This is a genomic window from Corynebacterium sp. 32222D000AT (assembly GCF_053546955.1).
Map to the genome: position 1 here is coordinate 200,818 of NZ_JBPPVW010000001.1, position 23,413 is coordinate 224,230.

Genomic DNA, 23,413 nt, shown 5'->3' on the forward strand with positions numbered 1-23,413 from the left:
AGGTCGCGGCTTCCCCTGCGGTGTTAACCTGCCCGCGGCGCAGAGTTCACCTGCCGGTCACCGGACGGGGGCACTGCGCTCTCCCCTGCCGCTCGTTCCTCCGTCGCTGGCGCCGAGGATTCGCGGTCCCGCGGGGTTAAGCGGTGACGCGGTAGACGTCGAAGACGCCCTCGGTGTTGCGCAGCGTGGTCATCAGCTGGCCCAGCTGCTTGGTGTCGGAGACCGAGAAGGTGAACTTCAGCGTCGCGATGTGATCGTCGCCGCGGTTCGAGGTCATCGACAGCACGTTGAGGTTCTGATCGCTGAAGATCCGCGTGATTTCAAACAGCAGGCCCTGGCGGTCCAGGGCCTCCAGCTGCAGCGTGGCCGCGAAGGCGCCGGAGGCGGAATTGCCGCTGGCCCAGGAGACGTCCATCATGCGCTCCGGCTGGCTGCGCAGCTTCTCCGCGTTGGTGCAATCCACGCGGTGCACGGAGACCCCGCCGCCGCGGGTGACAAAGCCGAAGATCTCGTCGCCCGGGACCGGCTGGCAGCACTTGGCCATCTTCGCCATCACGTCCGGGCTGCCCTCGACCAGGATGCCGGTGCCCGAGGAGGAATCTTCGGTTTCCTTGGTGCGGGAATTCTCCAGCGCCGACAGCGGGGTGCGATCGGCCAGGGCCTCGACCGCGTCGTCGCGGTCGCCGAACAGGGAGGTCAGCTGGTTGGCCACGTGCTGGGCGGAGACATTGCCCGAGCCGATGGCCGTATACAGCGAGTCCACGTCCGGGTAGTGCAGCTGCTTGGCCACCTGCTTCATCGAGCTGGCCGTAAACAGTCGGTAGAGCGGCAGGCCGCCGCGCTGGACCTCCGTGGCTAGGGCGTCGCGGCCGGCTTCGAGGTGTTCTTCGCGGCGCTCCTTGGCGAACCACTGGCGCACCTTCGCCTTCGCGCGCGGCGAGACCAAGAACTCCTGCCAGTCGCGCGACGGGCCGGCGTTAGTGTCCTTGGAGGTAAAGATCTCCACCTTGTCGCCGGATTTCAGCGTCGATTCCAGCGCCACCAGCTTGCCGTTGACCTTCGCGCCGATACAGCGGTGGCCAACCTCCGTGTGGACCGCGTAGGCGAAGTCGACCGGCGTGGAGCCGGCCGGCAGGTTGATGACGTCACCTTTCGGGGTGAACGCGAAGATCTGCTTGGCCGACAGGTCGTAACGCAGGGAGTCCAGGAAGTCGTTCGGATCAGCGGCTTCCTTCTGCCAGTCGAGCAGCTGGCGCATCCACGCCATCTGGTCGACCTCTTCCTGGTGGCCAGAGTTTTTGCCCTTGGTCTCCTTGTAGCGCCAGTGCGCGGCCACGCCGAATTCGGCGTTGTAATGCATCTCGTGGGTGCGCACCTGCACCTCCAGGGAGGAGCCACCGTCGGCTAGCACCGTGGTGTGCAGCGACTGGTAGACGCCGAAGCGCGGCGAGGAGATATAGTCCTTGAACCGGCCGGGAAGCGCCGAGTAGAGGGCGTGGACCACGCCGATGGCGGCGTAACAACTGTTGATGTCCTCGACCAGGATGCGGATGCCCACCAGGTCGAAGATCTCGTCGAAGTCGCGGCTGCGCACGATCATCTTCTGATAGATCGACCAGTAGTGCTTCGGCCGGCCCATCACCTCAGCCTGGATGCCGTTCTCCTTGAGGGCGGCGCCGACCTCTTCCTTGATCTGCTTCAGGGCGCGGTCGCGCGAGGGGGCGCGGGCGGCGACCATGCGCACGATCTCGTCGTACTTCTTCGGGTACAGGATGGCAAAAGCCAGGTCCTCGAGCTCCCACTTGACGCTGGCCATGCCCAGGCGGTGCGCCAGCGGGGCAATCACGTCGAGGGTCTGGCGGGCCTTCTTCGCCTGCTTTTCCGGCGGCAGGAAGCGCATGGTTCGCATGTTGTGCAGGCGGTCAGCGACCTTGATGACCAGCACGCGCGGATCCTGGGCCATGGCCACGATCATCTTGCGGATGGTCTCAGCCTCGGCGGCAGCACCCAGCGCCACCTTGTCCAGCTTCGTCACGCCGTCGACGAGCCGCGCGACCTCGGGGCCGAAATCGCCAGTCAGGTCCTCGAGGGAATAATCGGTGTCCTCCACCGTGTCGTGCAGGAGGGCCGCGGCCACCGTGGTGGTGTCCATGCCGATCTCCGCGGCGATGGTGGCGACCGCCAGCGGGTGCGTGATGTACGGATCCCCCGACTTGCGCATCACGCCCTCGTGCAGGCGCTCGGCGGTTTCGTAGGCGTTGTTCAGCAGCTCCACGTCTGCCCGCGGATGGAATTCGCGGTGGATGGACAGCAAAGGCTCCAAGACCGGATTGACCTTGGTCCGCCCACCCGTCAGGGAACGAGCCAGGCGGGCGGACATGCTGCGCATGCTAGACCCAGCGGGGCGTTTCGCCGGTCTATCGTGAGTCATTACGCGCCCCTTTCCGAACTAAACTACTAATTAGTTCAGTCTAGCGCTTAATTCTCCTCAGGTGTGCGTAAGACCACCAAAGGCGTACCCGCTAGTCGCTCACGCCCGCCCAGGCCCTCGACCTCGATGACCACGACGTTGCCGACTACCTCGGCGCCGGCCTGTTCGAGCAGCTGGCGGGCACCAAACAGGGTGCCGCCGGTGGCCAGGACGTCGTCGACCAGGGCGATCTTCTTGCCCTTAAGCTCCGCGCCGTTGGCGGGGATCTCCAGGGCCGCGGTGCCGTATTCCAGCTCGTATTCGGTGTGCAGGACCGGCGGCGGCAGCTTGCCCGCCTTGCGGATGGCCAGGATCCCCACGCCCATCTTGTAGGCGACCGCAGACCCCAGCAAGAAACCGCGGGCGTCCAGCCCGCCGATCATCTCCGCGCCCAGGTCCTCGCAGGCCTTCGCCAGGCCATCAACCACGACGCTGAAGGCGTCCGCGTCGGCCAGCACCGGGGTCAGGTCCTCGAAGAGAACACCCGGCTCCGGGAAGTCCTGGACGTAACGGATCTTGTCTTGTAGGGCTTCATTAGCGTTGGAGTACTGAGAACTCACTTAATTATCCTTCGATTTCGATTCAGTGGCGCCTTCGGGGATCAGCGCCCACCTGTCCATATTCCAACCGATTCCCGCCAGCCCAGTGTACGGTACCACGTGTTTGACATCGTTGCGGACCACGAAGGTCTTCGGTTGCGCAGCCAGCGGGATGGTCCGCACCGTCTGCCACTGCTCGGCCTCGGCCTTGTTGAGCTCTTCCACATTCGAAATCCGCGGCTCCGCGGTCGAGAATTCGGTGAGCGGATCGATAGGCCCCAGGAAGGCGTCGATGGCGGGCAGGCCCGTTTCCGGATCCGGGTTGAGCATGTACTGCGAGGTGTTCTCCGCGCTCACGTCCTCGACCGTGATCCCGGCCGGCTGGCAGGTCTCCGAGATCTTTTCCACCATGGCCGCATAGCGGTCGTTGGGGCCCAGGTAGCCGATGCGGATGGTCTGCCCGCTCAGCGTCTGGGCGATGGCGTTGTCGGTGCCCACGTGCGGCTCGACGGCCCGCTTCAGGTACTTGCCGATGGGGTCGTTGTGCCGCAGGACGTGCTGGTAGACCGGCGGGACCTCCACGCCGGACTCGGCGGAGCTGAGCTTGGCGAGCGCGGCCTGGTCGATGCACTCGGAGAAGGCCCGCCGCGGCTCCTCCTGCGCGAACAAGCCGTACTCCGACAGGACCAGCGACTCGGTCAGATCGCCGACGACCGGCTCAATCTCATAAGGGTTATCGGCCGCGTCGCGGTCCAGCCAGGCAGGGTTCGCCGCGCGGGAGTCAACCACGCCAAGGGTCCCGGCGTCCTTCAGCGCGCCGGAATCCGCGTCCGCGGGCCAGACGGTCACCGGGGCGATCTCGGCCTCGTTGCCGAAGAAGTGCGGGTTGCGTTCCAGGACCACTTCCCCGCTCTCGCCCACGTGGTCGATGACATACGGGCCAAAGGAGACCTGCAGTTCCGGATCGAACTCGGCCAACTGGAAGTCGAAGCGCCAGATGCGCGCGACCTCCTCCAGCACCGTGGGATCCTGCGAGTACAAGGCGTTGGTCAGCTCCTGGGAATCCATGCCCAGCTTCTTGGCGATAGCGTGGGCCGGCATCACCGTGCCCGGTCCGAACAGCCCGCGCCAGCGCTGGCCGGTGCCCGGGGCGAAGACGACCTCGAAGACCTTGTTCTCCGGTGCGCACTTGAACTGCTGGATGTCCTGGGCCAGCGGCATGTGGGAGCCGAAGGTTTCCTGCATGGTGCCGGCCGTATACGCCAGCAGGTAGTCCACGCAGGTCACCGGCTGGCCGTCGGAGAATTTCGCGTCGTCGCTGAGCGTGTAGAGCACCGACTTGGACTCGTCCTCGGAGCCGGGGTTGAGCTCCTGGGCCTGGACCAGGTCCGTGTTCGGGATCATCTGCCCGCGCGGGCCCGGCACGAAGGCGGCCGGGTACAGGCGGCTGGACAGCTGCGCCACGCTGCCGGCGGAGCCGAAGGCGGTGCCGGCGTTGGTGGTCACCAGCTCCGAGGAGGTCTGGTAGCCGAAATGGTCGCTGGAGGCGGTGCCTTCCTCCTCGGCCGGCTCCTCCCCCTGCCCGCAGGCTGCCAGGCCCAGCGCCAGGCTGGCGGCCAGGCCCGCAGCTGCCAGACGCCACCGCGTTGGATTCTTGTTGACTCCACTTCCCATTTCGGGCTAACTCCTACCTGAGACTACCGATTGCAAAACCCCGGGGGTCAAAGGCCCCGGGGAGAGAAACTGACCGTGAACTACCTAGGCCGGGCTACTGTCCCGGGCGCCAGGTGGCGCCGGAGCCGGTAGTGCCCTCGCCGGGGCGCGGGCCGTGGTCGTCGCTGGATTCGGCGATGTCGTCGTTAGCCGACGCCGTCACCGGAGAGGCCACGGTGCGCTTCGCGCCGCTTTCCTCGGGGTCGAGCTCCTCGTCAGCCTCGCCCGAACGGTAGCGCTCCACCTCGCCGTTGTGGCGGCGGAATTCCTTCTTCCGGTTGACCATGCTGACCAGCAGCGGGGTGGCCAGGAACAGAGAGGAGAAGATGCCCTCGATAACGCCGATGAGCTGGATCAGTGCCAGGTCCTTGAGCGTGCCGATGCCCATCAGCCAGACCGCGACCACGAAGAGGGCGATAATCGGCAGGGCGGAAATCACCGAGGTGGAGATAGAACGCATCACGGTCTGGTTGATGGCCAGGTTGGCCTGTTCGCCGTAGGTGTGTTTGCGCTGCCCCAAAATGCCCTGGGTGTTCTCGTTGACCTTGTCGAAGACGATCACGGAGTCGTAGATGGAGAAGGTCAGCACGGTCAGCAGACCGATGATGACGGCCGGGGAAACCTCGAGCCCGAACAGGGCGTAGATGCCGGCGATGATGACGCCGTCGACAATCAGCGCGAGGATGGCCGCGAACGCCATGGTGCGCTGCAGGCGGATGGCAACGTAGACGGTCGCCGCGATGAGGAAGACCACCATCGCGATGATCATGCGCTCGGTAATCGAGGAGCCCCAGGACTCAGAAACGGTGGAGGTACCGATGGCGTCCGGGGTGGCCTCGCCCTCGGCGTTTTCCGGCTGGTACTCCTCGTAGATGGCCTGCCGGGCGTTGTCGACCTGCTCCTGGCTCAGGCGCTCGGAGGTGATCTCCAGCGTCTCGGAGGCGCCGGAGCCGACGATCTGGACCTGCTCGGGTTCTACGCCGGTGGCTTCCTCGAAGGTCTGGCCGACCTCCTCTTCCACCAGGTCCGCGGCCGGCATGGTCACGGTGGTGCCGCCCTCGAAGTCCAGCGAGAGGCTGAAGCCGCGGATGAGGATAGCGGCGATGGACACGACCAGCAGGCCGATGGTGATCGAGTACCACAGCTTCGTCCGGCCGATGAAGTCGATGCCGCCCTCGTCGGAGTAGAGGCGATCCAACCGGGAAATCTTGTTCTTAGCCATTAGTTGTTCTCCTCGCCCTGCTCGTTGCGCTTGCTGCGTACGGTGCGCTCGGTGTGCTCAGGCTTCGTGTCTTGAGCGTCCGCGGCCTGGTCGCCGCGCGGATGCGTCTTACCATAGTGGCCCTTCGCCCGGTTTTCTTCGGCCAGTGCGAAGATGCCGCCGAGGCCGTTCATGGACGGCTTGGCGAAGACCGGCTTGCGGGCGGCCAGCATCATCAGCGGCGCGGTGATGAGGAAGGAGACGACCAGGTCGAAGACGGTGGTCAGGCCCAGGGTGAAGGCGAAGCCCTTGACCTCGCCGATGGCCAGGAAGTAGACGACCACGGAGCCGATCAGCGTGACGGCGTTACCGGTCACGATGGTGGTGCGCGCCCGCTCCCAGGCCTTGGTGGTCGCAGATCGGAAGGTGCGGCCTTCCAGGATCTCGTCCTTGATGCGTTCGTAGTAGACCACGAAGGAGTCGGCCATGGCGCCGACACCGATGATCAGGCCGGCGATGCCGGACAGGTCCAGCGAGTAGCCGACCCAGCGGCCCAGCAGCACCAGGGAGCCGTAGGTCAGGGCCATGGCGCCGACCAGCGTCAGGAAGGAGACGAAGGCGAAGGCGCGGTAGTAGTAGATCGAGTAGGCCAGAACCAGAATCAGGCCGACCAGGCCGGCGATGAGGCCGGCCTGCAGGGCGGCGTGGCCCAGCGACGGCGGGACCGTCTCGGTGGTGCCGCCCGGCTCGCCGTTTTCGCCGACAAACGACAGCGGCAGCGCGCCGTAGCGCAGGTTGTTGGCCAACGACTGCGCCTCTTCCTGGCTGAAGTCACCGGTAATCGAGGTGGCCGAGCCGTACGGGGTCGCGCCCTGAATCTGCGGCGCGGAGATGACCCCGGAGTCCAGGGTGATGGCGATCTGCTTCTGAAGGTACTCCTCGGTCAGCTTGGCCCAGGTGGCCGAGCCGTTCGGGCCGTCGCCGGTCTGGAAGGAGAAGCTGATCTGCATCTGGCCGGTGTCCGGGTTGAGGCCGCCGTCGATCGGGGAATCCGTGTCGATTTCCGAGCCGGTCAGGCGGGTGCCGTTCGGATCCTCGACGCCGTCCAGCAGCGGGGCCGGGTCCAGGATGTACGGCATGCCCTGCGAGTAGTCACAGGTCACCAGCGGCTTGGCGGGATCGTCCGCGCCCGCCAGGGGATCCGTGTCCTGGGTGCAGGTCATCAGAGCCGAGGCCGCGGACAGCGTGGTCGGGTCCTCCGACTGGCGGTCCTTGAGCAGCATGTCGGTCATCTCTTCGCGGCGCTCCGCCTGCTCCAGGGAGTTCTCCGGCTCCGGCAGCGGCTCGGCGCTGACCTTCTTCTCATCCACCTTGGTGTTGTTCGAGCCCTGGCCCTCGGCCTGCTCGTTAGCCTGGTTGATGGCGTCGGTCACGCGCTTCAGGGACTGGTTCGCCTCATCCTTGCTCAAGACGCCGTACTTGACCCAGCGGTTGGCCATGTCTTCCATCTCCGGCAGCAGCTTGGTCATGTCCGGGGTGGGCTGTTCGGCCACCGGGCGGAAGAGCAGCTGCGAGGTCTGGCCCACCGACTGCGCTTCCTGGGTGTCCTCGCCCGGGACGGTAATGACCAGGGTGTTGCCGTTGATGACTACCTCGGATCCGGACACGCCCATGCCGTTGACGCGCTGTTCCAGGATCTCGCGAGCCTGTTGCAGCTGGTCCTGGGTCGGTTCTTCGCCCTGCGGGACCAGCGTGACGCGGGTACCACCCTGCAGGTCGATGCCGAGTTTGGTGCTGGCGGTGCGATCGCCAGTAAAGAATACGAGCGCCCACACCGCCAGCAGGATGACGACGAAGAGCATGATGGCGCGCTTCGGCCATTTCCTACTGGCGTTGTTGATGGCGCCTTTGTGAGGAGCGGACACGAATACAATCTCCTGTGCATTGCAAGTTACAGGGCTAAGTAAAAATCGCTACCTTTAACGGTGAAAGGAGCGAACACGATCCATCATGGTACGTCATATCGCTGGCAAAACCTCAACAGGGAGCCAGAAAAGCGCATAGTGTGACCATGACAACGATCACAGTGCGGGGAAAATAGAAAAAATCCGCCTGCCGGTGGCGTGCGCTCGGCACGCCCAAGGCGGGCGGTGAGTGGAATCCAGGACGGGCGGGTCCGCTTGACCTAGTTCCGCTCGTCCGGGTTGCGCGGGTTGTCGTCGGGGTGGAAGTCGGTCTGCTGCGGATCGGCCGGGGCATCACCCACCACGTTCGGGGCGGTGTTGGCCGCGCGCAGGATGCCCATCTTGTCGACGGTGATGATCATGCCGCGGGCGACCTCCAGGTCGATATCCCCTTCGCGCACCGCGGTCACGGTGCCGTGGATGCCGCCGGCGGTCACGACGCGCTTACCCGGGGTCAGCGAGGCCTGGAAGGCGGCAACTTCCTTCTGGCGCTGGCGCTGCTTGCGCATTGCGAAGAAGGTAGGCAGGACTAGAAGGACAACGAGGACGATAAATAGTACTAGTTCCATACCGTCCAGTGTGCCAGAAATTTCAGTTTAACTGTTAATCAAACGCCGTTTGGCAGTAAGAATCTATTAAAACAGGCCAATCGCCCCGTCGGGCGGGGTCAGCCCCAGGTGCTGCCAGGCCGCCGCCGTGGCCACGCGCCCGCGCCCGGTGCGCGCGATCATGCCGGCGCGCACGAGGTAGGGCTCGCAGACCTCCTCGACGGTGGAGGGCTCCTCCCCCACGGCGATGGCCAAGGTGTTCACGCCGACGGGCCCGCCGTTGTGGCCTTCGATGAGCGCGTGCAGGACCGCCCGGTCCAGGCGGTCCAGGCCCATCTCATCCACGTCGAAGACGGCCAAGGCCCCCTGCGCGGCCGCCAGATCGATCTCGCCGTCGCCGTTGACCTCGGCGTAGTCGCGCACGCGGCGCAGCAGGCGGTTGGCGATACGCGGGGTACCCCGCGAGCGCGAGCCGATTTCCACGGCGGCCTCCCGCGTGATGTCCACGTCGAGGATCTGCGCGGCGCGCTTGATAACCCGGGTCAGATCCGCGGTGTCGTAGAACTCCATCTGCGCGGTAAACCCGAAGCGGTCCCGCAGCGGGCCGGTCAGCATGCCGGCGCGGGTGGTCGCACCCACCAGGGTAAACGGCGGGATCTCCAGTGGGATGGAGGTCGCACCCGGGCCCTTGCCCACGATGACGTCGATCCGGAAGTCCTCCATGGCCATGTACAGCATTTCCTCGGCCGGGCGCGCGATGCGGTGAATCTCGTCGATAAAGAGCACGTCGCCCTCCATGAGGTTGGAGAGCATGGCGGCCAGATCGCCGGCGCGCTCCAGCGCCGGGCCCGAGGTCATCCGCAGGCTGGTGCCCAGCTCCTGGGCGACGATCATGGCCATGGTGGTCTTGCCCAGCCCGGGCGGGCCGGACAGCAGCACGTGGTCCGGGGTCACGCCGCGCTTCTTCGCGCCCTGCAGCACCAGCGAGAGCTGCTCGCGGACCTTCGGTTGCCCGATGAACTCGTCCAGGCTCTTCGGGCGCAGGGAGCGCTCGATGTCGCGCTCGCCCTGCTGCGCGTGCCCGTCGACGTCGTCGTTGCGGCGCTCCGCCGCCTGCGCGCTGCCCTGCCGGGCGGCTTCTAGCCCGTCTGGCAGCTGAAACTCGGTGCGCTCAATATCTGACATGTCCTAACACCCTACCCGTCGTGAACCCCTGGCGTGCGCCTACTTATTTCTTGCCCAGCCGGGCCAGCGCGCTACGCAGGACCACCGGCGTGGCGGCATCGGGCTGCTCGGCGACGATCGCCTCGACGGCCCCGGCCGCGGCCTTTTCGGTAAAGCCCAGGCCCACCAGCGCCTCGGTGACCTGCTGGACGACCGGCTCGCTGGCCGCGGGGACCCCGCCGGCGGCTGCGCCCTCGCCCGCGGCCGCGCCGGCCCCGGCGAAGCCTGCCACCTTGTCCTTGAGCTCGAGCGCTAGCCGCTCCGCCATGCGCTTGCCCACGCCCGGGATGGTCTGCAGGCGCTTGGCGTCCGACTGGCTAATCGCCTGCGCCAGCTCGTTGGCCTCCAGCACCGACAGTGCGGCCAGCGCCAGCTTCGGGCCGAGCCCCGAGACGGACTGCAGCAGGTGGAACATCTCCCGGTCCTCGGCGGTGCCGAAGCCGTAGAGGGTCATGGAGTCTTCCTTGACCACCATGGAGGTCAGCACGAAGGCCTCTTCCCCGCGGGTCAGCCGGCCGAGGGTGGGCGGGGCCGCGTGCACGAGGTAGCCCACGCCCTGGCATTCGATGACGGCGTGGTCCAGCGCGATGGAGATAACCTCTCCGCGCAGCGATGCGATCATGGCGGGGTTGTCCTTTCTTCCCGGGGGTAGAGTTCTAGGTTTTTTAGGTTTCGGGCGACGTGGTGCTAGGCCTGCCGCCTAGCCGGACTGGGTGGAGCGGGCGCGCGCCAGGGCTTGCTGTTGGGCTTGCCGCTGGGCCTGGGTCCTCTCCCGCACCTGCTCGGCGCGGGCCAGGGCCGGAGCGCGCCAGCAGTGGCTGACGGCGAGTGCTAGCGCGTCGGCGGCATCGGCCGGCTTGGGTGGCTCGCTCAGCCCCAGGATACGGGTGATCATGGCGGTCATCTGCTTCTTGTCGGCGCGGCCGTTGCCGGAAACGGCCTTCTTGACCTCCGAGGGGGTGTACATGTGCACGTCCAGGCCGCGTTCGGCCGCGGCGAGCACCAAGACCCCGACGGCGTGAGCGGTCTGCATGACCGTGGAGACGTTGCCGCGTTCGAAGACGCGCTCGATGGCCACCACGTCCGGCTGGTACTCGTCCATCCACTCGGCCACGGCCTTGGACAGGCGCAGCAGGCGCTCGGTGAGATCCTTGTCCGCGGGCGTGCGCACCACGCCGACGGAGATGGGGATGACGGCACGGCCCCGGCCCGCCTGTACGACCGACAGGCCGCAGCGCGTAAGGCCCGGGTCGATGCCCATGACGCGCAAGCCCTCCAGGTTCACCGGTCACCTCCGTCACACATATGTTCTAGTACCTTATCACGCATCCTACACGCGCCGTGGCAGGCAGGCCAGCCTGGGTGCCGCGGTTGTTAAGAGCCGGGCAGACACGACCAAGGGCAGCCGCGGCAAGAAATACTCGCCCCGACTGCCCCATTATCAGGTTCTTAAGACCTGGGCCGGCTGATTAGTCCTCGAGCTCGGCCAGGACCTCGTAGCTAAGATCCATGTTGGTGTAGACGTTCTGCACGTCGTCGGAGTCTTCCAGAGCGTCGACGAGGCGGAAGATCTTCTTGGCATCGTCAGCGCCGAGCGGAACCTCGACGGACGGGCGGAAGTCGGTGTCGGAGTCCTCGACGGAGATCTCCGCCTCTTCCAGGGCGGTGCGCACCGCGCGCACGTCGGCGGGCTGGCAGGTGATCTCGAACTGCTCGCCGCGGTCGTTGACTTCTTCGGCGCCGGCCTCGAGCACGGCCAGCAGCAGGTCGTCCTCGGCCAGCTCGCCCTTCTGGACGACGACGACGCCGACGCGGGAGAACATATAAGACACGGAGCCGGACTCGCCCAGGTTGCCGCCGTTCTTGGTCATGGCGGTGCGCACCTCGGTAGCCGCGCGGTTGCGGTTATCGGTCAGGCACTCGATGAGCATGGCCACGCCGTTGGGGCCGTAGCCTTCGTACATGATGTTTTCCCAGTCGGCGCCGCCGGCTTCCTCGCCGGAGCCGCGCTTGCGGGCGCGCTCGATGTTGTCGTTGGGAACGGAGGCCTTCTTGGCCTTCTTGATCATGTCGTCCAGCGTCGGGTTGGCCGCGGGATCGCCGCCGCCGGTCCGCGCCGCCACCTCGATGTTCTTAATCAGCTTGGCAAATTCCTTGCCGCGCTTGGCGTCGTTGGCAGCTTTTTTATGCTTGGTCGTCGCCCATTTAGAGTGGCCGGACATAAGGTGTGCCCCTTCCTAGTTGGTTTTAACTAACGCGATTATACGTGCCGCGGTCGCCGCGTCTCACTAAGACCCCGCACACGCGGCCCAAGTCGGTCATTCCTTCAGCCAACGGATGAGCCCCTCCTGGCTCACTTGGGCCACCAGCGCCCCGTCTTGGCGGTAGACCCGCCCCTGGGCGAAACCGCGCCCGCCGCCGGCGAACGGCGAGTCCTGCTCGTAGAGCAACCACTCGTCGACGCGGATCTCGTCGAAGAACCAGAGGCTGTGGTCGAGGCTGGCCATCTGCACGCGGGCCTCGGGGTGGGAAATCAGCGTCGAGTTCAGCAGGGTCATATCCGACAGGTAGGACAGCGCGACCTGATTCAGGGCCGGGTCGTCGCCCAGCCCGGCGTTGTAGCGGAACCAGATGTGCCGCGCGCCGGCGCCGTATTTGTCCTGGGCGTGGCGGGAATTGTCGTGCTCGTCAGGGACCATGAGCACGTCCCAGTCGCTCCACTCGCCCAACACGATGCGCGAGGACGACGGCCAATCCTCCGCGCTCGCGCGGCACTCCTCCGGGCCCGGCACGTCCGGCAGCTGCGCGGCGTGCTCCGGGCCCTGGTCGCCGGGGCGGCGGAAGCTGACCAGCATCTCCACGATCTCCTTATCCCCCTGCCAGCCGGTGACCCGGCGGTGGCTGAAGGTGCGCCCGTCCCGGATGGTGTGCACGGTGAAATCGATGGGCTCGGCAGACAGTCCGCCGCCGACGAAATACGCGTGCAGCGAGTTCGCCGTCTTGCCTTCCACGGTCTGCTGCGCCGCCTGCAGCGCCTGGCCGACGACCTGCCCGCCGAAGGTGCGCTTCATCTCCGAGGGCACCCCGGGCCCGCGGTAGCGCCTATCCCCCAGGTCGGACATCTCAATTACCTGCCGAAACGACACCCTAAACTCCCTTCTTCTGGCAGGCGGGCGCCGCGCCAGTGCGCGCGAGCTAGCGCCCGGGCCAGTCCGGGAACTATGACGCCCACCACATATACGGCTGCCCACCTTACCCCGTGGGGCGAGCCTCCGTAAGATGGTCGGGCGATGACTCCCCAGAAACTACACCTGTCCGCCGCCGTGCTCGAGATGTTTACCTGGACCCTGTTGTTGGTGGGCATGGCCCTGAAATACTCCGGTATGACCGAGGCCGTCGTCCCGGTCGCCGGCAGCATCCATGGCTTCGGTTTCTTGAGCTTCCTGGTCATGACCTGCCTGATCTGGATCAACAACCGGTGGCCCCTGGGCGTCGGCGTCCTGGGCCTGGCCGTTTCCGCCATCCCCTTCGCCGCCCTGCCCTTCGCCCTCTGGACGGCCCGCCGCGGCCTGGTGGCCGGCGGATGGCGCTACCGTGACACGGACAGCGCGGCTACCCCCGCCGGGCCCGCCGACGCGCTGTTGGCGCAAGCGGTGCGCCACCCCGTGCGCTCTATCCTGTTGGCGGTAGTGGTTATTGCTATCGTATTTGGGGTCCTCGTGACGCTGGGCCCGCCCGTCGATGTCGAAGGAATCATCAGCGGTTCTTAAGGCCCTTCCTTCCAGCTGCGCGAGCGCTTTGGCTCGCCGTAGCCCGGCGCTCGTTGGCGCCAGTTTCTGTCCGTGTTGTGATGATGAAAAGACTTTTGAATAATGACTAAGCTCCTGCGGGCACGCGGTGGACTCCGCCGCGTCCCGGTCGTGTGGGTCGGCTGGGCCATCGCGCGCCTGTGCCTGGCTGTGCTCATCAAGCTCAACCACGAGCCGCGGGGCGATCTTTTCTACTACCACGCGGCCATTTTCGGCTCGAACCCGCAGGATATGACCGAATACCCGCACGCCGGGACCTGGCCGACCTACCTGGCCGCCTGGCTGGGCGGCAGCGAGATCATGGCCTTCATGTTCGTCTTCGCCCTTTTCTGCCTGGCCTGCGACGCCGCCTTCCTCGCCGCCCTGCTCCACCGCCACGACACACGCCCGACCGCCTTTGCCGCCGCCTGGTTCTGGGTGCTGTTCGGGCTGGCCGCCGGCCACGTCTTCCTCATGCGCCTGGACATCTTCCCCGGGCTGGCCGTCGGCTTTGCCGCGCTGGTCATTCACCGTTGGCCCGTGCTCTCCTCCAGCCTTATCGCCCTGGCCTGCGCGATGAAGCTGTGGCCGGGCGTACTCGCCGCCGGGTTGGTCGGGCGCTTTTCCAGCGCCCGCGCCTGGCTGCGGGTGCTGAGCTTCGGGGTGTCCCTGGTGGCCTTCGCCGGCATCACACTGCTCGCGGGCGGGTGGGAGCGCCTGACCAGTCCCCTGGACTACCAAAACGTCCGCGGCCTGCAGATCGAGTCGGTCGCGGCCACGCCCTTTATGTGGGACGCCTACCGGCACCCGGCGGCCTACGAGATTGGCATGGCGCCGTCGAAGTCCTTCGAGATCACCGGCGCGGGCACCGACGGCGCGGTGCAGGCCACGGCCTGGGCGATGGGCATCGTTATCGCCTTCGCGCTGCTCTGGGCGCTCTACCGCTTCATCTGGGGCGGCTGGAGCCCGCAGACCACCATCTCCTGGGCCGCCGTCGTCGTGCTGGGCCTTATCGTGACCAACAAGGTCTTCTCCCCGCAGTACATCATCTGGTTCGGCCCGCTCGTCGCGGTCGCCCTACGCACGACGGCGCCGGGAAGCGCGCGCCGCAAGGCGGTGGCGGCCCTGGGCGTGATGACCGTGGTCTGCGCCGGCCTGGGGACCTATATCTACCCCTTCGGCTACGACTACCTCTGGAATTTCGTCGGCGAGCAGCTGGCCCCCGTGGCCGCGTTGGTCGCACGCAACGCGCTGGTCGTGGTCATGTTCGTGCTCGCGCTGGTGTGGTGGGTACTGGAGCTGCGCGCCCAGGGGCTAGAACGCCGTGAGATCAAAGAACTCGGGCAGCCGGGCGGTGCCGCCCAGCCGGAAGGTGCGCACGAGGGGGCGCAGGCGTAGCGCGCGGGTGTCCGCCACGGCCTCGTTGTAGAAGCGGTGGGCCAGCTGGACGCGCACCTCGGCGTCGACCAGCTGCGCCGGCGCCGGATCGCACAGGCGGCGGATCTCCTCGCCCAACCGGTGCTCGAGGTCGCTGCGCTGGGTGAACTGGCCCGGCACCAGGGCGGTCGCCTCGGCCTGCGCGCTGGCCTCCGCCAGCCGCGGCTCCAACGCGGCCGCCACCGCCGCGCGCCTATCCAGCGCCGCCTGCAGCTGCGCCAGGGCGGCGTCCGTGCGGATGTGCAGCGTGTTGAGCCGCTGGGCCGTGAAATAAGCCCAGAGCATCACCACGGTCACCACCACGGCGGCGACCACGATCAGCGCGGTACCCATTTATTTCACCTGCACTTTCGATCCGTCTTGGACGGTTTCATAGACCGCCATCACCTGGGCGGCCACGTGATCCCAGTCGTAGGTCTGCGCCCGGCGGGTGCCGGCGGCCGTCAGCTTGGCGCGCAGCTCTGGGTTGTCCAGCACGTGGTTGAGCTGCCGGGCCAGCGCGGCGGCATCCCCGTTGCTAAAGAGCAGGCCGGCGGGATCGTCCGATTCCACGTCGCAGACCGCCGCGAAGGCCTCGAGGTCGCTGGCGACGACCGCGCAGCCGGCCGCCATGGCCTCCACCAGCACGATGCCGAAGGACTCGCCGCCGGTATTCGGCGCGACGTAGATATCCGCCCGGCCGAGGATCTCGGCCTTTTCGGCGTCGCTGACGCGGCCGACGAAGTCCACCCCGTCGACCTCGCGGGCCCGTCCCCCGCCCATCACGGTCACCCGCACCTCGTGGTGGACCAGAGGTAAGGCTTCTAAGAGGATGTCCAGGCCCTTGCGCGGCTCGTCCAGCCGGCCCAGGAAAACGATCTCGGGGCGCGGGTCTGTCCGCTCCGCGTCCTCCTGCGCCTGGCGGGAGCGCGCGTAGACCGACGTGTCCACCCCGTTGGGGATGAGCACGGGGTCGCCGCCGAGCTGCTCGACCTGCCAGCGCCGCGCCATCTCGGAGACCGCGATCCCGCCGCGGACCTTCTCCAGGATCGGCGCTAGGACGGGCTTGGCCAGGGTCAGGATGGTCGAGTTGGCGGCCGAGGCGTGGTAGGTCGCCACGATGGGCCCGGTGGCGAGGTAGAGCGCCACCATGGAATAGCTCGGTGAATTCGGCTCGTGGATGTGCAGGACGTCGAAATCACCTTCGGTGATGAACTCCCGCAGCCGCCGAAAGACCTGCGGTCCCACGGCCAGGCGGGCCACGGAGCCGTTATAGGCGATGGGGATAGAACGCCCGCCCTTGACCACGAAATACGGCAGCTCGGTCTCCTCGTCCGCCGGCCCGATAACGCGCACGTAGTGCCCTTGTTCCAGGTAGACCGTCGCTAGGTCAAGGATGTGCGCTTGAACTCCGCCCGGCTCGTCGAAGGAATAGGGGCACACGATACCAATCCGCATGGGCGCTAGCTCCCCTTCTTCTCGGCCTTGTGGGCGCGTTCGGCCCGCCGCCGCTCGACATCAACGTTCCACTGCGGTTGCAGCATGTGCCAGTCGGCCGGGTGTGCCGCGATATTTTCAGCGAAACCGTCCGCCATCCGCTGGGTCGTTTCCGCCACGTCGGTCACTTCCAGTGCCGGCGCGCAGGACAGGCCCCAGCCATCCTCGGTGAACCAGGGGTGCACCACGTGCAGGCGCGCGCCGGTCTGCGCGGCCAGCAGGGCCGGGCCGGCGGCCATATTCGCCGTCTCCCCGAAGAAATCGACCGGCACGCCGGTGCGCGACAGGTCCCGCTCGGCCAGCAGGCAGACGATGCCCCCTGCGGCCAGCACCTCCTTCAGCCGGCCAAAGGGCGGCTGGGCTCCCCCGGTCAGCGGCAGGACCTCGAAGCCTAGGGACTCGCGGTAGTCCACGAAGGCATCGAAAAGCACCTCGGGGCGCAGGCGCTCGGCCACGGTGGTGAACTGGCCGTGCATGCCCACCAGGCAGACCCCGGCCATGTCCCAGTTCCCCGAGTGCGGCAACGCCAGGATGACGCCGCGCCCGCGAGCCAGGCTCTCCTCCAGGTGTTCGCGGCCGACCAGGTCGCGCTGCAGGGCCGCGTGCAGGCCCGGGTCGTCATGGATGGACGGCAGGCGGAAGGCCTCTTTCCAGTAGCGCATATACGAGCGCATCGACGCGCGCACCAGTTCGCGCGTGACGTTTTCAGGCCCCACGACGCGGGCCAGGTTGCGGCGCAGCTGGTCCATGCCCCGCCCGTGGTCGCAGGCCAGGTCCGCGATCCGGTCGAAGAGCCAGGAGGCCCAGGACTCCGGCAGCCAGCGGACTACCCGCCAGCCGGCCAGATACCCGAGCGCCGAGAAATCGATATCGCGTGCGAGAAACCGCGCCATTGCTGCCCCTTAAAGTTAAGCTCGGTCGGCTACCTTGTCCTGCTTCATGGCCATGATGAGCCGCTGGTAGATGGTAAACACCGAGCCGACGGCTAGGATCCACAGGGCGATAGCCAACGCGTTGGGCACGCCGAAGCCCTCCAGCCCCACGCCGACTAGGCCGATGATGAGCCGCTCGGGCCGCTCAATCAGCCCGCCGACCATGCGCAGCCCGGAGGCCTCGCCGCGGGCCTTGACGTAGGAGATGACCTGCGAGGAGACCAGGACGATGAGCCCGGCCGCCACGGTGGACGGGTGGGCGTCGACGGTATAGACCAGGTACCAGATAATGGCCGCGAAAAGCGCGCCGTCGGTCACACGGTCGCAGGAGGCGTCCAGCGTCGCGCCAAACGGCGTGCCCCCGCCGCGGATGCGGGCCATGGTCCCGTCGATCATGTCGAAGGCGGCGAAAAGCCCGGACAGCACCGCCGCCCAGACCAGGTGCCCGGAGGGGATCAACAGCACCGAGATGGCGATGGTCACGATGGCGCCGACCGCGGTCACTGCATTCGGGGTCAGCCCGACCTTCAGAGCCGCCTTGGCTACCGGTTCCACCACTACCGCGGCTGGTTTCCTGCCGTGCACACTAAGCACGCGAATCCTCCTCGTCTATGTCCTGCCACGCTGCGGCCAAAAGACGACGCGTCTCCTGCAACAGCTGTGGCAGTACTTTAACCCCATCCAGGATAGTCATAAAATTGCTATCTCCCGGCCACCGCGGCACGACGTGCATGTGCAGGTGGTCTCCCACCGAGCCGCCGGAAGCCTTACCTAGGTTAAGCCCCACGTTGACCGCCTCCGGACGCGACACCCGCTTGAGGACGCGAATTGCTTTTTTCACAAAGGCCATCATCTCCGCGGTCTCGGACTCGGTGAGGTTTTCCAGCTGGGACTCCTTGCGGTAAGGCACCACCATGAGGTGTCCCGCGTTGTAAGGGAAGAGGTTCAGCAGCGCGTAGACCTGCCTACCGCGGGCGATGATGAGCCCGTCCTCGTCGCTGCCCTGCGGGGCTTCGACGAACGGGTCCTTCGACCGCTTCTGGATATAGGCCATGCGGTACGGGGCCCAGAGCCGCTCAAGGCGGTCTGGCTCACCCGCCCCGGCGTCGACGTAGGCGCCGGGTTCGGGCTGTGCGGATTCCGCGTTTTGGCCACTAGCCACGGAGGTTGTCCTCGCTCGGCTGGTCGTTGACCCGCTGGGTCACCCACTTGTCGATGAGCTCGACGGCCTCGTCGACCGGCACGCCGTTGACCTGGGAGCCGTCGAGGAAGCGGAAGGAGACCGCCCCGGCCTCGACGTCGCGGCCGCCGGCCAGCAGCATGAACGGAACCTTGCCCGTGGTGTGGTTGCGGATCTTCTTCTGCATGCGGTCGTCGGAGGTATCCACGTCGGCGCGGATGCCGCGGGAGCGCAGCTTCGCGGTGACGTCCTCCAGGTAGGAGACGAATTCGTCCGCCACCGGGATGCCGATGACCTGCTGCGGGGCCAGCCAGGCCGGGAAGGCGCCGGCGTAGTGCTCCAGCAGGACGCCGAAGAAGCGTTCGATGGAGCCGAACAGCGCGCGGTGGATCATGATCGGGCGCTGCTTGGAGCCGTCCGGGGCGGTGTATTCCAGCTCGAAGCGCTCCGGCAGGTTGAAGTCCAGCTGCACGGTGGACATCTGCCAGGTGCGGCCGATGGCGTCGCGCGCCTGGACCGAAATCTTCGGGCCGTAGAAGGCCGCGCCCGCCGGGTCCGGGACCAGCTCGAGGCCGGACTTGGTGGCCACGCGCTCCAGGATGCTGGTGGAGCGCTCCCAGATCTCGTCCGAGCCGACAAACTTGTTCGGGTCCTTGGTGGACAGCTCCAGGTAGAAGTCGTCCAGGCCGTAGTCCTGCAGCAGGGAGATGATGAACTCCAGCACCTTGGTCAGCTCGTTCTCGAGCTGGTCCTCGGTGCAGTAGATGTGGGCATCGTCCTGCGTGAAGCCGCGCGCCCGGGTCAAGCCGTGGACCACGCCGGACTTCTCGTAGCGGTAGACCGTGCCGAACTCGAACAGGCGCAGCGGCAGCTCGCGGTAGGAGCGCCCGCGAGAGGCGAAGATCAGGTTGTGGAACGGGCAGTTCATCGGCTTGGCGTAGTAATCCTGCGGCTGCTTGGTGCAGTTGCCCTCCGCGTCGTACTCGCCGTCCAGCTGCATGGGCGGGAACATACCGTCCGCGTAGAAGTCCAGGTGGCCGGACTTCTTGAACAAGTCGCCCTTGGTGATGTGCGGGGTGTTGACGAAGGAGTAGCCGTCCGCCAGGTGGCGGCGGCGGGAGTGGTTTTCCATCTCCATGCGCACGATGCCGCCGTTCGGGTGGAAGACCGGGAAGCCGGAGCCGATCTCATCCGGGAAGCTGAACAGGTCCAGCTCCGCGCCCAAGCGGCGGTGGTCGCGCTTTTCGGCCTCGGCCATCAGCGTCTGGTAGGCCTCCAGGGCCTCCTTGGACTCGAAGGCGGTGCCGTAGATGCGCTGCAGGCCGGCCTTGGACTGGTCGCCGCGCCAGTAGGCGGCCGAGGAGCGGGTCAGCGCGAACGCCGGGATGTACTTGGTGGTCGGCAGGTGCGGGCCGCGGCACAGGTCGAACCACTCGACCTCGTTGGTGCGCGGGTTGACGTTGTCGTAGAAGGTCAGGTCGCCGGCGCCGACCTCGGCGGCCTCGTCCGAATCCGGGTCGACGTTGCCCTTGTCCTGGATGAGCTCCAGCTTGAAGGGCTCGTCGGCGAGCGCCTCGGCGGCCTGCTCCGGGCTCTCGTAGACCCCGCGGGCAAAGCGCTGGCCGGTCTTGATGATCTTCTTCATGCGCTTCTCGATGGCCTTGAGGTCCTCCGGGGTGAAGGGCTCTTCGGTCTGGAAGTCGTAGTAGAAGCCGTTCTCAATGGCCGGACCGATGCCCAGCTTGGTGCCCGGGAACTCCGCTTGGACGGCCTGGGCCAGCACGTGGGCGCAGGAGTGGCGGACCACCGCGCGGCCCTCCTCCTCGCTGGCGGCGACGGGGGTAAAGGTCTGGTCGGTCTCCGGGACGTGCGACAGGTCCTTGAGGTTGCCCTCGGCGTCGCGCACAACCACGACGGCCTCCGGGCCCTTGTTCGGCAAGTCCAGCTCGCGCATCGCTGCCCCGACGGCAGTGCCCGCCGGGCAGACGAAGGACTCGTAGTTCACGGGGACTGCAGGAATAGCTTCCGCCATTTGGTGCGCTCCTTTGCGCTCATGCGGGCAGCAGCATACCTGGCCGCGGCCCGCGGTTTATTATTCCGGGGCTTATCTTACCGCGTCCAGCAGTGCGGATCCCCAAAAGGCCGAGCCCGTGCCGCCGCTGCTGGTCCCGGGTGGGACGAAATAGACCGCGGAGCCGATGTGGCTAATCCAGGTGTTGAGGTGATCGGCCTCGTCCAGGCGGGCCTGGATGGGTTCGAACTGGCGCGTCGGGTCCTTCTGGAAGCAGATGAAGACCAGGCCCGCGTTGGACAGCTGGATGAGGTCTTCTTCCTGGGATTCGGCGTAGTCCGGCATCAGGTCGTAGCTGTACGGGCGCCGCTTGAGCTTTTGCTCGGGGTGGTCGGCCGGCGGCCGGGCCCGGGCCATGTGGGAGTTCGGATCGATGACCGGCAGGCCGTATTTGTCGGTGGCCGAGTAATCCGCCTCGTCCAGCTCCTCCTCGCCCGTCAGCGGCGCGCCGTTGGAAAGCTTGCGCCCCACGGAGTTCTCCCGCGTGGCCCGGTCTAGCTTTTCCCACGTGTCCAAGTTCATACGGATGCGGCGCACCACCATGCAGGTCCCGCCCTGGGCCCAGTCGGGGCCCTCATCAATCCAGACCTGTTCGTCGTATTCTTCCTCGCCGCGCGGGTTAACCGTGCCGTCGAGCTGGCCGAACAGGTTGCGGTGGGTCGCGCCCTGCGGCAGGGAGCCGAAGGAGTTGGCGAAGCCCTGCTGCAGCCACGTGACCTTGGCGTAATCGGTACCGGCGCGGATCATGTGCCGCATGGCGTGGGAGGCCATCACCGCGTCGTCGCAGCAGATCTGCAGCACGACGTCGGTCTGGCCCCATTTGTCGCTGAGCTGGTCCCGCGAGAAGGGCTTGATGTCCCGCAGCCACTCCGGCTTCAGGTCCGCGGCGTCGAGCTTGTCGAAAACCGGCTCGCCCCAGCCGCAGGTGATGGTGAGGTTGGCGGGCACGTCCACCATCTCCGGCTCCAGGGAGCCCAGCGGGGTCTCGCCCGTGCACAGCGCCCGGGCGTCCTCCGTCCACAGGCTCATCAGGTTGCGAAAGCCCCGCTTGCCGATGCCCGGCTTCAGGTCAAAGCCCACCAAGTTCAGGTGGGCCTGCATGTCCGTGTCCACGCCCGCCTGGTGCTCGCCGTCAAAGGCAACGATCGCCTCCGCCAGCGGCTCGGACTGGCTGGCCTGCTCAATCGCGTCCTTTTCCTCCGCCTGGCTGCACGCGCTCAAGGCGAACGATGCCGCCCCCACCGCGCCCGCGCCCTGCAGGAAGTGCCGGCGATTAAGTCCCGTCATGGCTTTCGCTTACCTTCCCCTAGTGGCCGCTGTGGCCTTCGTGATCGGCGTGGTCGCCGTGATCACCGTGATCGGCGTGGTCGCCGTGCTTGTTGTGCTCGGCGTGATCGCTGTGATCGCCGTGGTCGGTGTCCTCGGCGTGGTCACCCGGGTCGCCGTGGTTGCTGTGATCGGTGGAGCCCAGGTCGCCGTAGTCCTCGTCGCCGGCGCCGATGCTGCGCACCGGCACCTCGCCCAGGTCGATGGTCTTGCCGTCGGTCAGGTGCAGCGTAATCGTCACAGACTCGCCGGCCATGACCGGCTCCTTCACACCCATCAGCATCAGGTGGTCGCCGCCCGGCTCCAGGGTGGCCTCGCCGCCGGCCGGAATGGTCAGCGGTTCGGTCATCTCGGACATCTGGCCATCGACAGTCTCGTGCAGCTGGGTCATCTCCGCTTCGATGCTGGTGCTAAACGACTCCACCTCCAGGTCGGAGTCGGTGTGGTTGACCAGGGTGCCGAAGATGGCGGTCATGTCCGAATCCTCGGCCATCGCGCGCACGACGCCGCCTTCAAAGGTGACGTCCGTTTCGGCGGCCTGCTCCGACTCGGCGGAGGTGGTGGTCTGCGTGTCGTTCTGGTCCGCGGGCTCTTCGCTCGGGGAGCAGGCCGCCAGGGACAGGGCCGAGGCGGCTACAGCGGAGACTACAAGACGGGGGTATTTCATGACAGATTCCTTTGTTTACTGTTCATCAATGGGCCGACGCTTGGCCAGAACCAGCACGACGACGGCGGCCAGCACCAACACGCCGCCGACGGCGAGGATCCACTTCAGCGGGCCATCGGCGCCGCCGATCTCTTCGCCGGGCTCGGGGACGGCGGACTCGTCGACGGCGACGCTGGAGTCGTCATCGCCGGCCACGGTGAAGCTGACTCCCCCGCGGGTGGCGTGCCCGTCCGAAGAGGTGATCTGGAAGCCGACCTGGTAGTCACCGGGACCCGGGTCGACGTCGTCCGGGGTCTCGATGGTCAGGTTGCGATCGTCGAGCTTAGGCTCGGCAGAAAACAGTACGTCCCCGGTTTCCTCGTTGGTCACGGCGAAGTTGTTGAAGCCCTCCCGCGGGATTCCGGAGAATTCCAGGGTGATGGTCTCGGGGAATTCGTCGAGGACCTGACCTTCGGTGACGGTGCCGCCGATGACGGCATCGTGAGCCAGGGCTACCGGCGCTGCCCACGCGGACAGGCCGAGGGCCCCGGCTGCCACCGCGGCGCCTGCAGTGCGCGGGGAAAATGAAAACATGTACTGCTCCTTACGGCGAGGACTCGCCTGGTCGTTCCAAGGTCGCAGCGGCACACACCGCGGGCTTGCCGCCGCGCTGCGCGACGCGTATCCGACTAGTCGCCCCATTGCTGGAAGTAGTTCCCAACAATGGCGCAGATCTCACTGCTACTAGTTGTGCCCCGATTGTCCCCCACCCGAGCGCGAAGATACAAAACGCCGCCCCCAACGGGGACGGCGTCGAAAAATGGAGCGGATGACGAGACTCGAACTCGCGACCCTCACCTTGGCAAGGTGATGCGCTACCAACTGCGCTACATCCGCA

22 protein-coding genes and 1 tRNA gene are annotated in these 23,413 nt (G+C 66.7%); 2 read left to right on the plus strand and 21 right to left on the minus strand.

What is annotated here, in order from left to right:
* Positions 1 to 136 precede the first annotated feature (136 nt).
* The 11 genes from ACEE23_RS00965 to ACEE23_RS01015 form a co-directional block, all read right to left on the minus strand.
* Positions 137 to 2,431, minus strand: coding sequence for a RelA/SpoT family protein (locus tag ACEE23_RS00965; RefSeq protein ID WP_448871136.1), 2,295 nt, complete (start codon positions 2,429 to 2,431; stop codon positions 137 to 139).
* Between the two features lie 47 nt (positions 2,432 to 2,478).
* Complete coding sequence (locus tag ACEE23_RS00970) at positions 2,479 to 3,030, minus strand: adenine phosphoribosyltransferase (RefSeq protein ID WP_368519235.1); 552 nt, start codon at positions 3,028 to 3,030, stop codon at positions 2,479 to 2,481.
* Complete coding sequence (locus ACEE23_RS00975) at positions 3,031 to 4,683, minus strand: ABC transporter substrate-binding protein (protein ID WP_368533942.1); 1,653 nt, start codon at positions 4,681 to 4,683, stop codon at positions 3,031 to 3,033.
* Between the two features lie 94 nt (positions 4,684 to 4,777).
* The gene (gene secF, locus ACEE23_RS00980; RefSeq protein ID WP_448871134.1) at positions 4,778 to 5,944 is read right to left on the minus strand and encodes a protein translocase subunit SecF; all 1,167 of its coding nucleotides are present in this window, start codon (positions 5,942 to 5,944) and stop codon (positions 4,778 to 4,780) included.
* Positions 5,944 to 7,785, minus strand: coding sequence for a protein translocase subunit SecD (gene secD / locus ACEE23_RS00985; RefSeq protein WP_448871242.1), 1,842 nt, complete (start codon positions 7,783 to 7,785; stop codon positions 5,944 to 5,946). The genes secF and secD overlap by 1 nt, the downstream gene beginning before the upstream one ends.
* 323 nt (positions 7,786 to 8,108) lie before the next feature.
* Positions 8,109 to 8,456, minus strand: a complete 348-nt coding sequence (gene yajC / locus ACEE23_RS00990; RefSeq protein WP_368533940.1) for a preprotein translocase subunit YajC — start codon at positions 8,454 to 8,456, stop codon at positions 8,109 to 8,111.
* Between the two features lie 66 nt (positions 8,457 to 8,522).
* A complete protein-coding gene (gene ruvB, locus ACEE23_RS00995) occupies positions 8,523 to 9,620 on the minus strand; it encodes a Holliday junction branch migration DNA helicase RuvB (protein WP_368533939.1) in 1,098 nt (365 codons plus the stop codon).
* 43 nt (positions 9,621 to 9,663) lie between these two features.
* Positions 9,664 to 10,281: a Holliday junction branch migration protein RuvA gene (gene ruvA / locus ACEE23_RS01000; protein ID WP_368533938.1), complete on the minus strand. Its 618-nt coding sequence runs from the start codon at positions 10,279 to 10,281 to the stop codon at positions 9,664 to 9,666.
* Positions 10,282 to 10,359: 78 nt separating this feature from the next.
* The gene (ruvC, locus tag ACEE23_RS01005; protein ID WP_368519229.1) at positions 10,360 to 10,944 is read right to left on the minus strand and encodes a crossover junction endodeoxyribonuclease RuvC; all 585 of its coding nucleotides are present in this window, start codon (positions 10,942 to 10,944) and stop codon (positions 10,360 to 10,362) included.
* A gap of 184 nt (positions 10,945 to 11,128) precedes the next feature.
* Positions 11,129 to 11,881 carry a YebC/PmpR family DNA-binding transcriptional regulator gene (locus ACEE23_RS01010; RefSeq protein ID WP_448871131.1) on the minus strand — a complete coding sequence of 251 codons (753 nt, stop codon included), beginning with the start codon at positions 11,879 to 11,881 and terminating at the stop codon, positions 11,129 to 11,131.
* 96 nt (positions 11,882 to 11,977) lie between these two features.
* Positions 11,978 to 12,805, minus strand: a complete 828-nt coding sequence (locus ACEE23_RS01015) for an acyl-CoA thioesterase (protein ID WP_448871129.1) — start codon at positions 12,803 to 12,805, stop codon at positions 11,978 to 11,980.
* A 144-nt stretch (positions 12,806 to 12,949) separates the two neighbouring features.
* Here ACEE23_RS01015 and ACEE23_RS01020 point away from each other — a divergent pair, with 144 nt between their 5' ends.
* Entirely contained in the window at positions 12,950 to 13,429 is a 480-nt protein-coding gene (locus ACEE23_RS01020) for a DUF3817 domain-containing protein (RefSeq protein ID WP_368533934.1), read from the plus strand.
* Between the two features lie 102 nt (positions 13,430 to 13,531).
* Positions 13,532 to 14,845 (plus strand): DUF2029 domain-containing protein, encoded by a 1,314-nt coding sequence (locus ACEE23_RS01025; protein ID WP_448871127.1) that lies wholly within the window; start codon positions 13,532 to 13,534, stop codon positions 14,843 to 14,845.
* Here ACEE23_RS01025 and ACEE23_RS01030 read toward each other — a convergent pair.
* From ACEE23_RS01030 to ACEE23_RS01075, 10 genes are all read right to left on the minus strand, one after another.
* The gene (locus ACEE23_RS01030; RefSeq protein ID WP_448871125.1) at positions 14,762 to 15,217 is read right to left on the minus strand and encodes a hypothetical protein; all 456 of its coding nucleotides are present in this window, start codon (positions 15,215 to 15,217) and stop codon (positions 14,762 to 14,764) included. The genes ACEE23_RS01025 and ACEE23_RS01030 overlap by 84 nt on opposite strands.
* Positions 15,218 to 16,321 carry a glycosyltransferase family 4 protein gene (locus ACEE23_RS01035; protein WP_448871123.1) on the minus strand — a complete coding sequence of 368 codons (1,104 nt, stop codon included), beginning with the start codon at positions 16,319 to 16,321 and terminating at the stop codon, positions 15,218 to 15,220.
* 5 nt (positions 16,322 to 16,326) lie between these two features.
* A complete protein-coding gene (locus tag ACEE23_RS01040) occupies positions 16,327 to 17,253 on the minus strand; it encodes a phosphatidylinositol mannoside acyltransferase (protein ID WP_448871121.1) in 927 nt (308 codons plus the stop codon).
* A gap of 15 nt (positions 17,254 to 17,268) precedes the next feature.
* Positions 17,269 to 17,886: a phosphatidylinositol phosphate synthase gene (pgsA, locus tag ACEE23_RS01045; protein ID WP_368519221.1), complete on the minus strand. Its 618-nt coding sequence runs from the start codon at positions 17,884 to 17,886 to the stop codon at positions 17,269 to 17,271.
* On the minus strand, positions 17,879 to 18,454 hold the full coding sequence (locus ACEE23_RS01050) for an HIT family protein (RefSeq protein ID WP_368519220.1): 576 nt from the start codon (positions 18,452 to 18,454) through the stop codon (positions 17,879 to 17,881). The genes pgsA and ACEE23_RS01050 overlap by 8 nt, the downstream gene beginning before the upstream one ends.
* Complete coding sequence (gene thrS, locus ACEE23_RS01055) at positions 18,447 to 20,504, minus strand: threonine--tRNA ligase (RefSeq protein WP_448871118.1); 2,058 nt, start codon at positions 20,502 to 20,504, stop codon at positions 18,447 to 18,449. The genes ACEE23_RS01050 and thrS overlap by 8 nt, the downstream gene beginning before the upstream one ends.
* Positions 20,505 to 20,576: 72 nt before the next feature.
* Positions 20,577 to 21,830 (minus strand): Dyp-type peroxidase, encoded by a 1,254-nt coding sequence (locus ACEE23_RS01060; RefSeq protein ID WP_448871116.1) that lies wholly within the window; start codon positions 21,828 to 21,830, stop codon positions 20,577 to 20,579.
* 19 nt (positions 21,831 to 21,849) lie between these two features.
* Positions 21,850 to 22,536, minus strand: a complete 687-nt coding sequence (locus tag ACEE23_RS01065) for a copper chaperone PCu(A)C (protein WP_448871114.1) — start codon at positions 22,534 to 22,536, stop codon at positions 21,850 to 21,852.
* Positions 22,537 to 22,551: 15 nt separating this feature from the next.
* Positions 22,552 to 23,109, minus strand: a complete 558-nt coding sequence (locus tag ACEE23_RS01070; protein ID WP_368519216.1) for a copper resistance CopC family protein — start codon at positions 23,107 to 23,109, stop codon at positions 22,552 to 22,554.
* A 227-nt stretch (positions 23,110 to 23,336) separates the two neighbouring features.
* Positions 23,337 to 23,412: transfer RNA gene (locus tag ACEE23_RS01075), tRNA-Gly, on the minus strand.
* Position 23,413: the final 1 nt, after the last annotated feature.

What these genes read in the sequence shown, in the direction of transcription:
- ACEE23_RS00965 (WP_448871136.1), bottom strand. Translation starts at nt 2,431, where the DNA reads ATGACTCACGATAGACCGGCGAAACGCCCCGCTGGGTCTAGCATGCGC.
- ACEE23_RS00975 (WP_368533942.1), bottom strand. Translation starts at nt 4,683, where the DNA reads ATGGGAAGTGGAGTCAACAAGAATCCAACGCGGTGGCGTCTGGCAGCT.
- secF (WP_448871134.1), bottom strand. Translation starts at nt 5,944, where the DNA reads ATGGCTAAGAACAAGATTTCCCGGTTGGATCGCCTCTACTCCGACGAG.
- secD (WP_448871242.1), bottom strand. Translation starts at nt 7,785, where the DNA reads ATGCTCTTCGTCGTCATCCTGCTGGCGGTGTGGGCGCTCGTATTCTTT.
- yajC (WP_368533940.1), bottom strand. Translation starts at nt 8,456, where the DNA reads ATGGAACTAGTACTATTTATCGTCCTCGTTGTCCTTCTAGTCCTGCCT.
- ruvB (WP_368533939.1), bottom strand. Translation starts at nt 9,620, where the DNA reads ATGTCAGATATTGAGCGCACCGAGTTTCAGCTGCCAGACGGGCTAGAA.
- ruvA (WP_368533938.1), bottom strand. Translation starts at nt 10,281, where the DNA reads ATGATCGCATCGCTGCGCGGAGAGGTTATCTCCATCGCGCTGGACCAC.
- ACEE23_RS01010 (WP_448871131.1), bottom strand. Translation starts at nt 11,881, where the DNA reads ATGTCCGGCCACTCTAAATGGGCGACGACCAAGCATAAAAAAGCTGCC.
- ACEE23_RS01020 (WP_368533934.1), top strand. Translation starts at nt 12,950, where the DNA reads ATGACTCCCCAGAAACTACACCTGTCCGCCGCCGTGCTCGAGATGTTT.
- ACEE23_RS01025 (WP_448871127.1), top strand. Translation starts at nt 13,532, where the DNA reads ATGACTAAGCTCCTGCGGGCACGCGGTGGACTCCGCCGCGTCCCGGTC.
- ACEE23_RS01030 (WP_448871125.1), bottom strand. Translation starts at nt 15,217, where the DNA reads ATGGGTACCGCGCTGATCGTGGTCGCCGCCGTGGTGGTGACCGTGGTG.
- ACEE23_RS01035 (WP_448871123.1), bottom strand. Translation starts at nt 16,321, where the DNA reads ATGCGGATTGGTATCGTGTGCCCCTATTCCTTCGACGAGCCGGGCGGA.
- ACEE23_RS01040 (WP_448871121.1), bottom strand. Translation starts at nt 17,253, where the DNA reads ATGGCGCGGTTTCTCGCACGCGATATCGATTTCTCGGCGCTCGGGTAT.
- thrS (WP_448871118.1), bottom strand. Translation starts at nt 20,504, where the DNA reads ATGGCGGAAGCTATTCCTGCAGTCCCCGTGAACTACGAGTCCTTCGTC.
- ACEE23_RS01060 (WP_448871116.1), bottom strand. Translation starts at nt 21,830, where the DNA reads ATGACGGGACTTAATCGCCGGCACTTCCTGCAGGGCGCGGGCGCGGTG.
- ACEE23_RS01065 (WP_448871114.1), bottom strand. Translation starts at nt 22,536, where the DNA reads ATGAAATACCCCCGTCTTGTAGTCTCCGCTGTAGCCGCCTCGGCCCTG.
- ACEE23_RS01070 (WP_368519216.1), bottom strand. Translation starts at nt 23,109, where the DNA reads ATGTTTTCATTTTCCCCGCGCACTGCAGGCGCCGCGGTGGCAGCCGGG.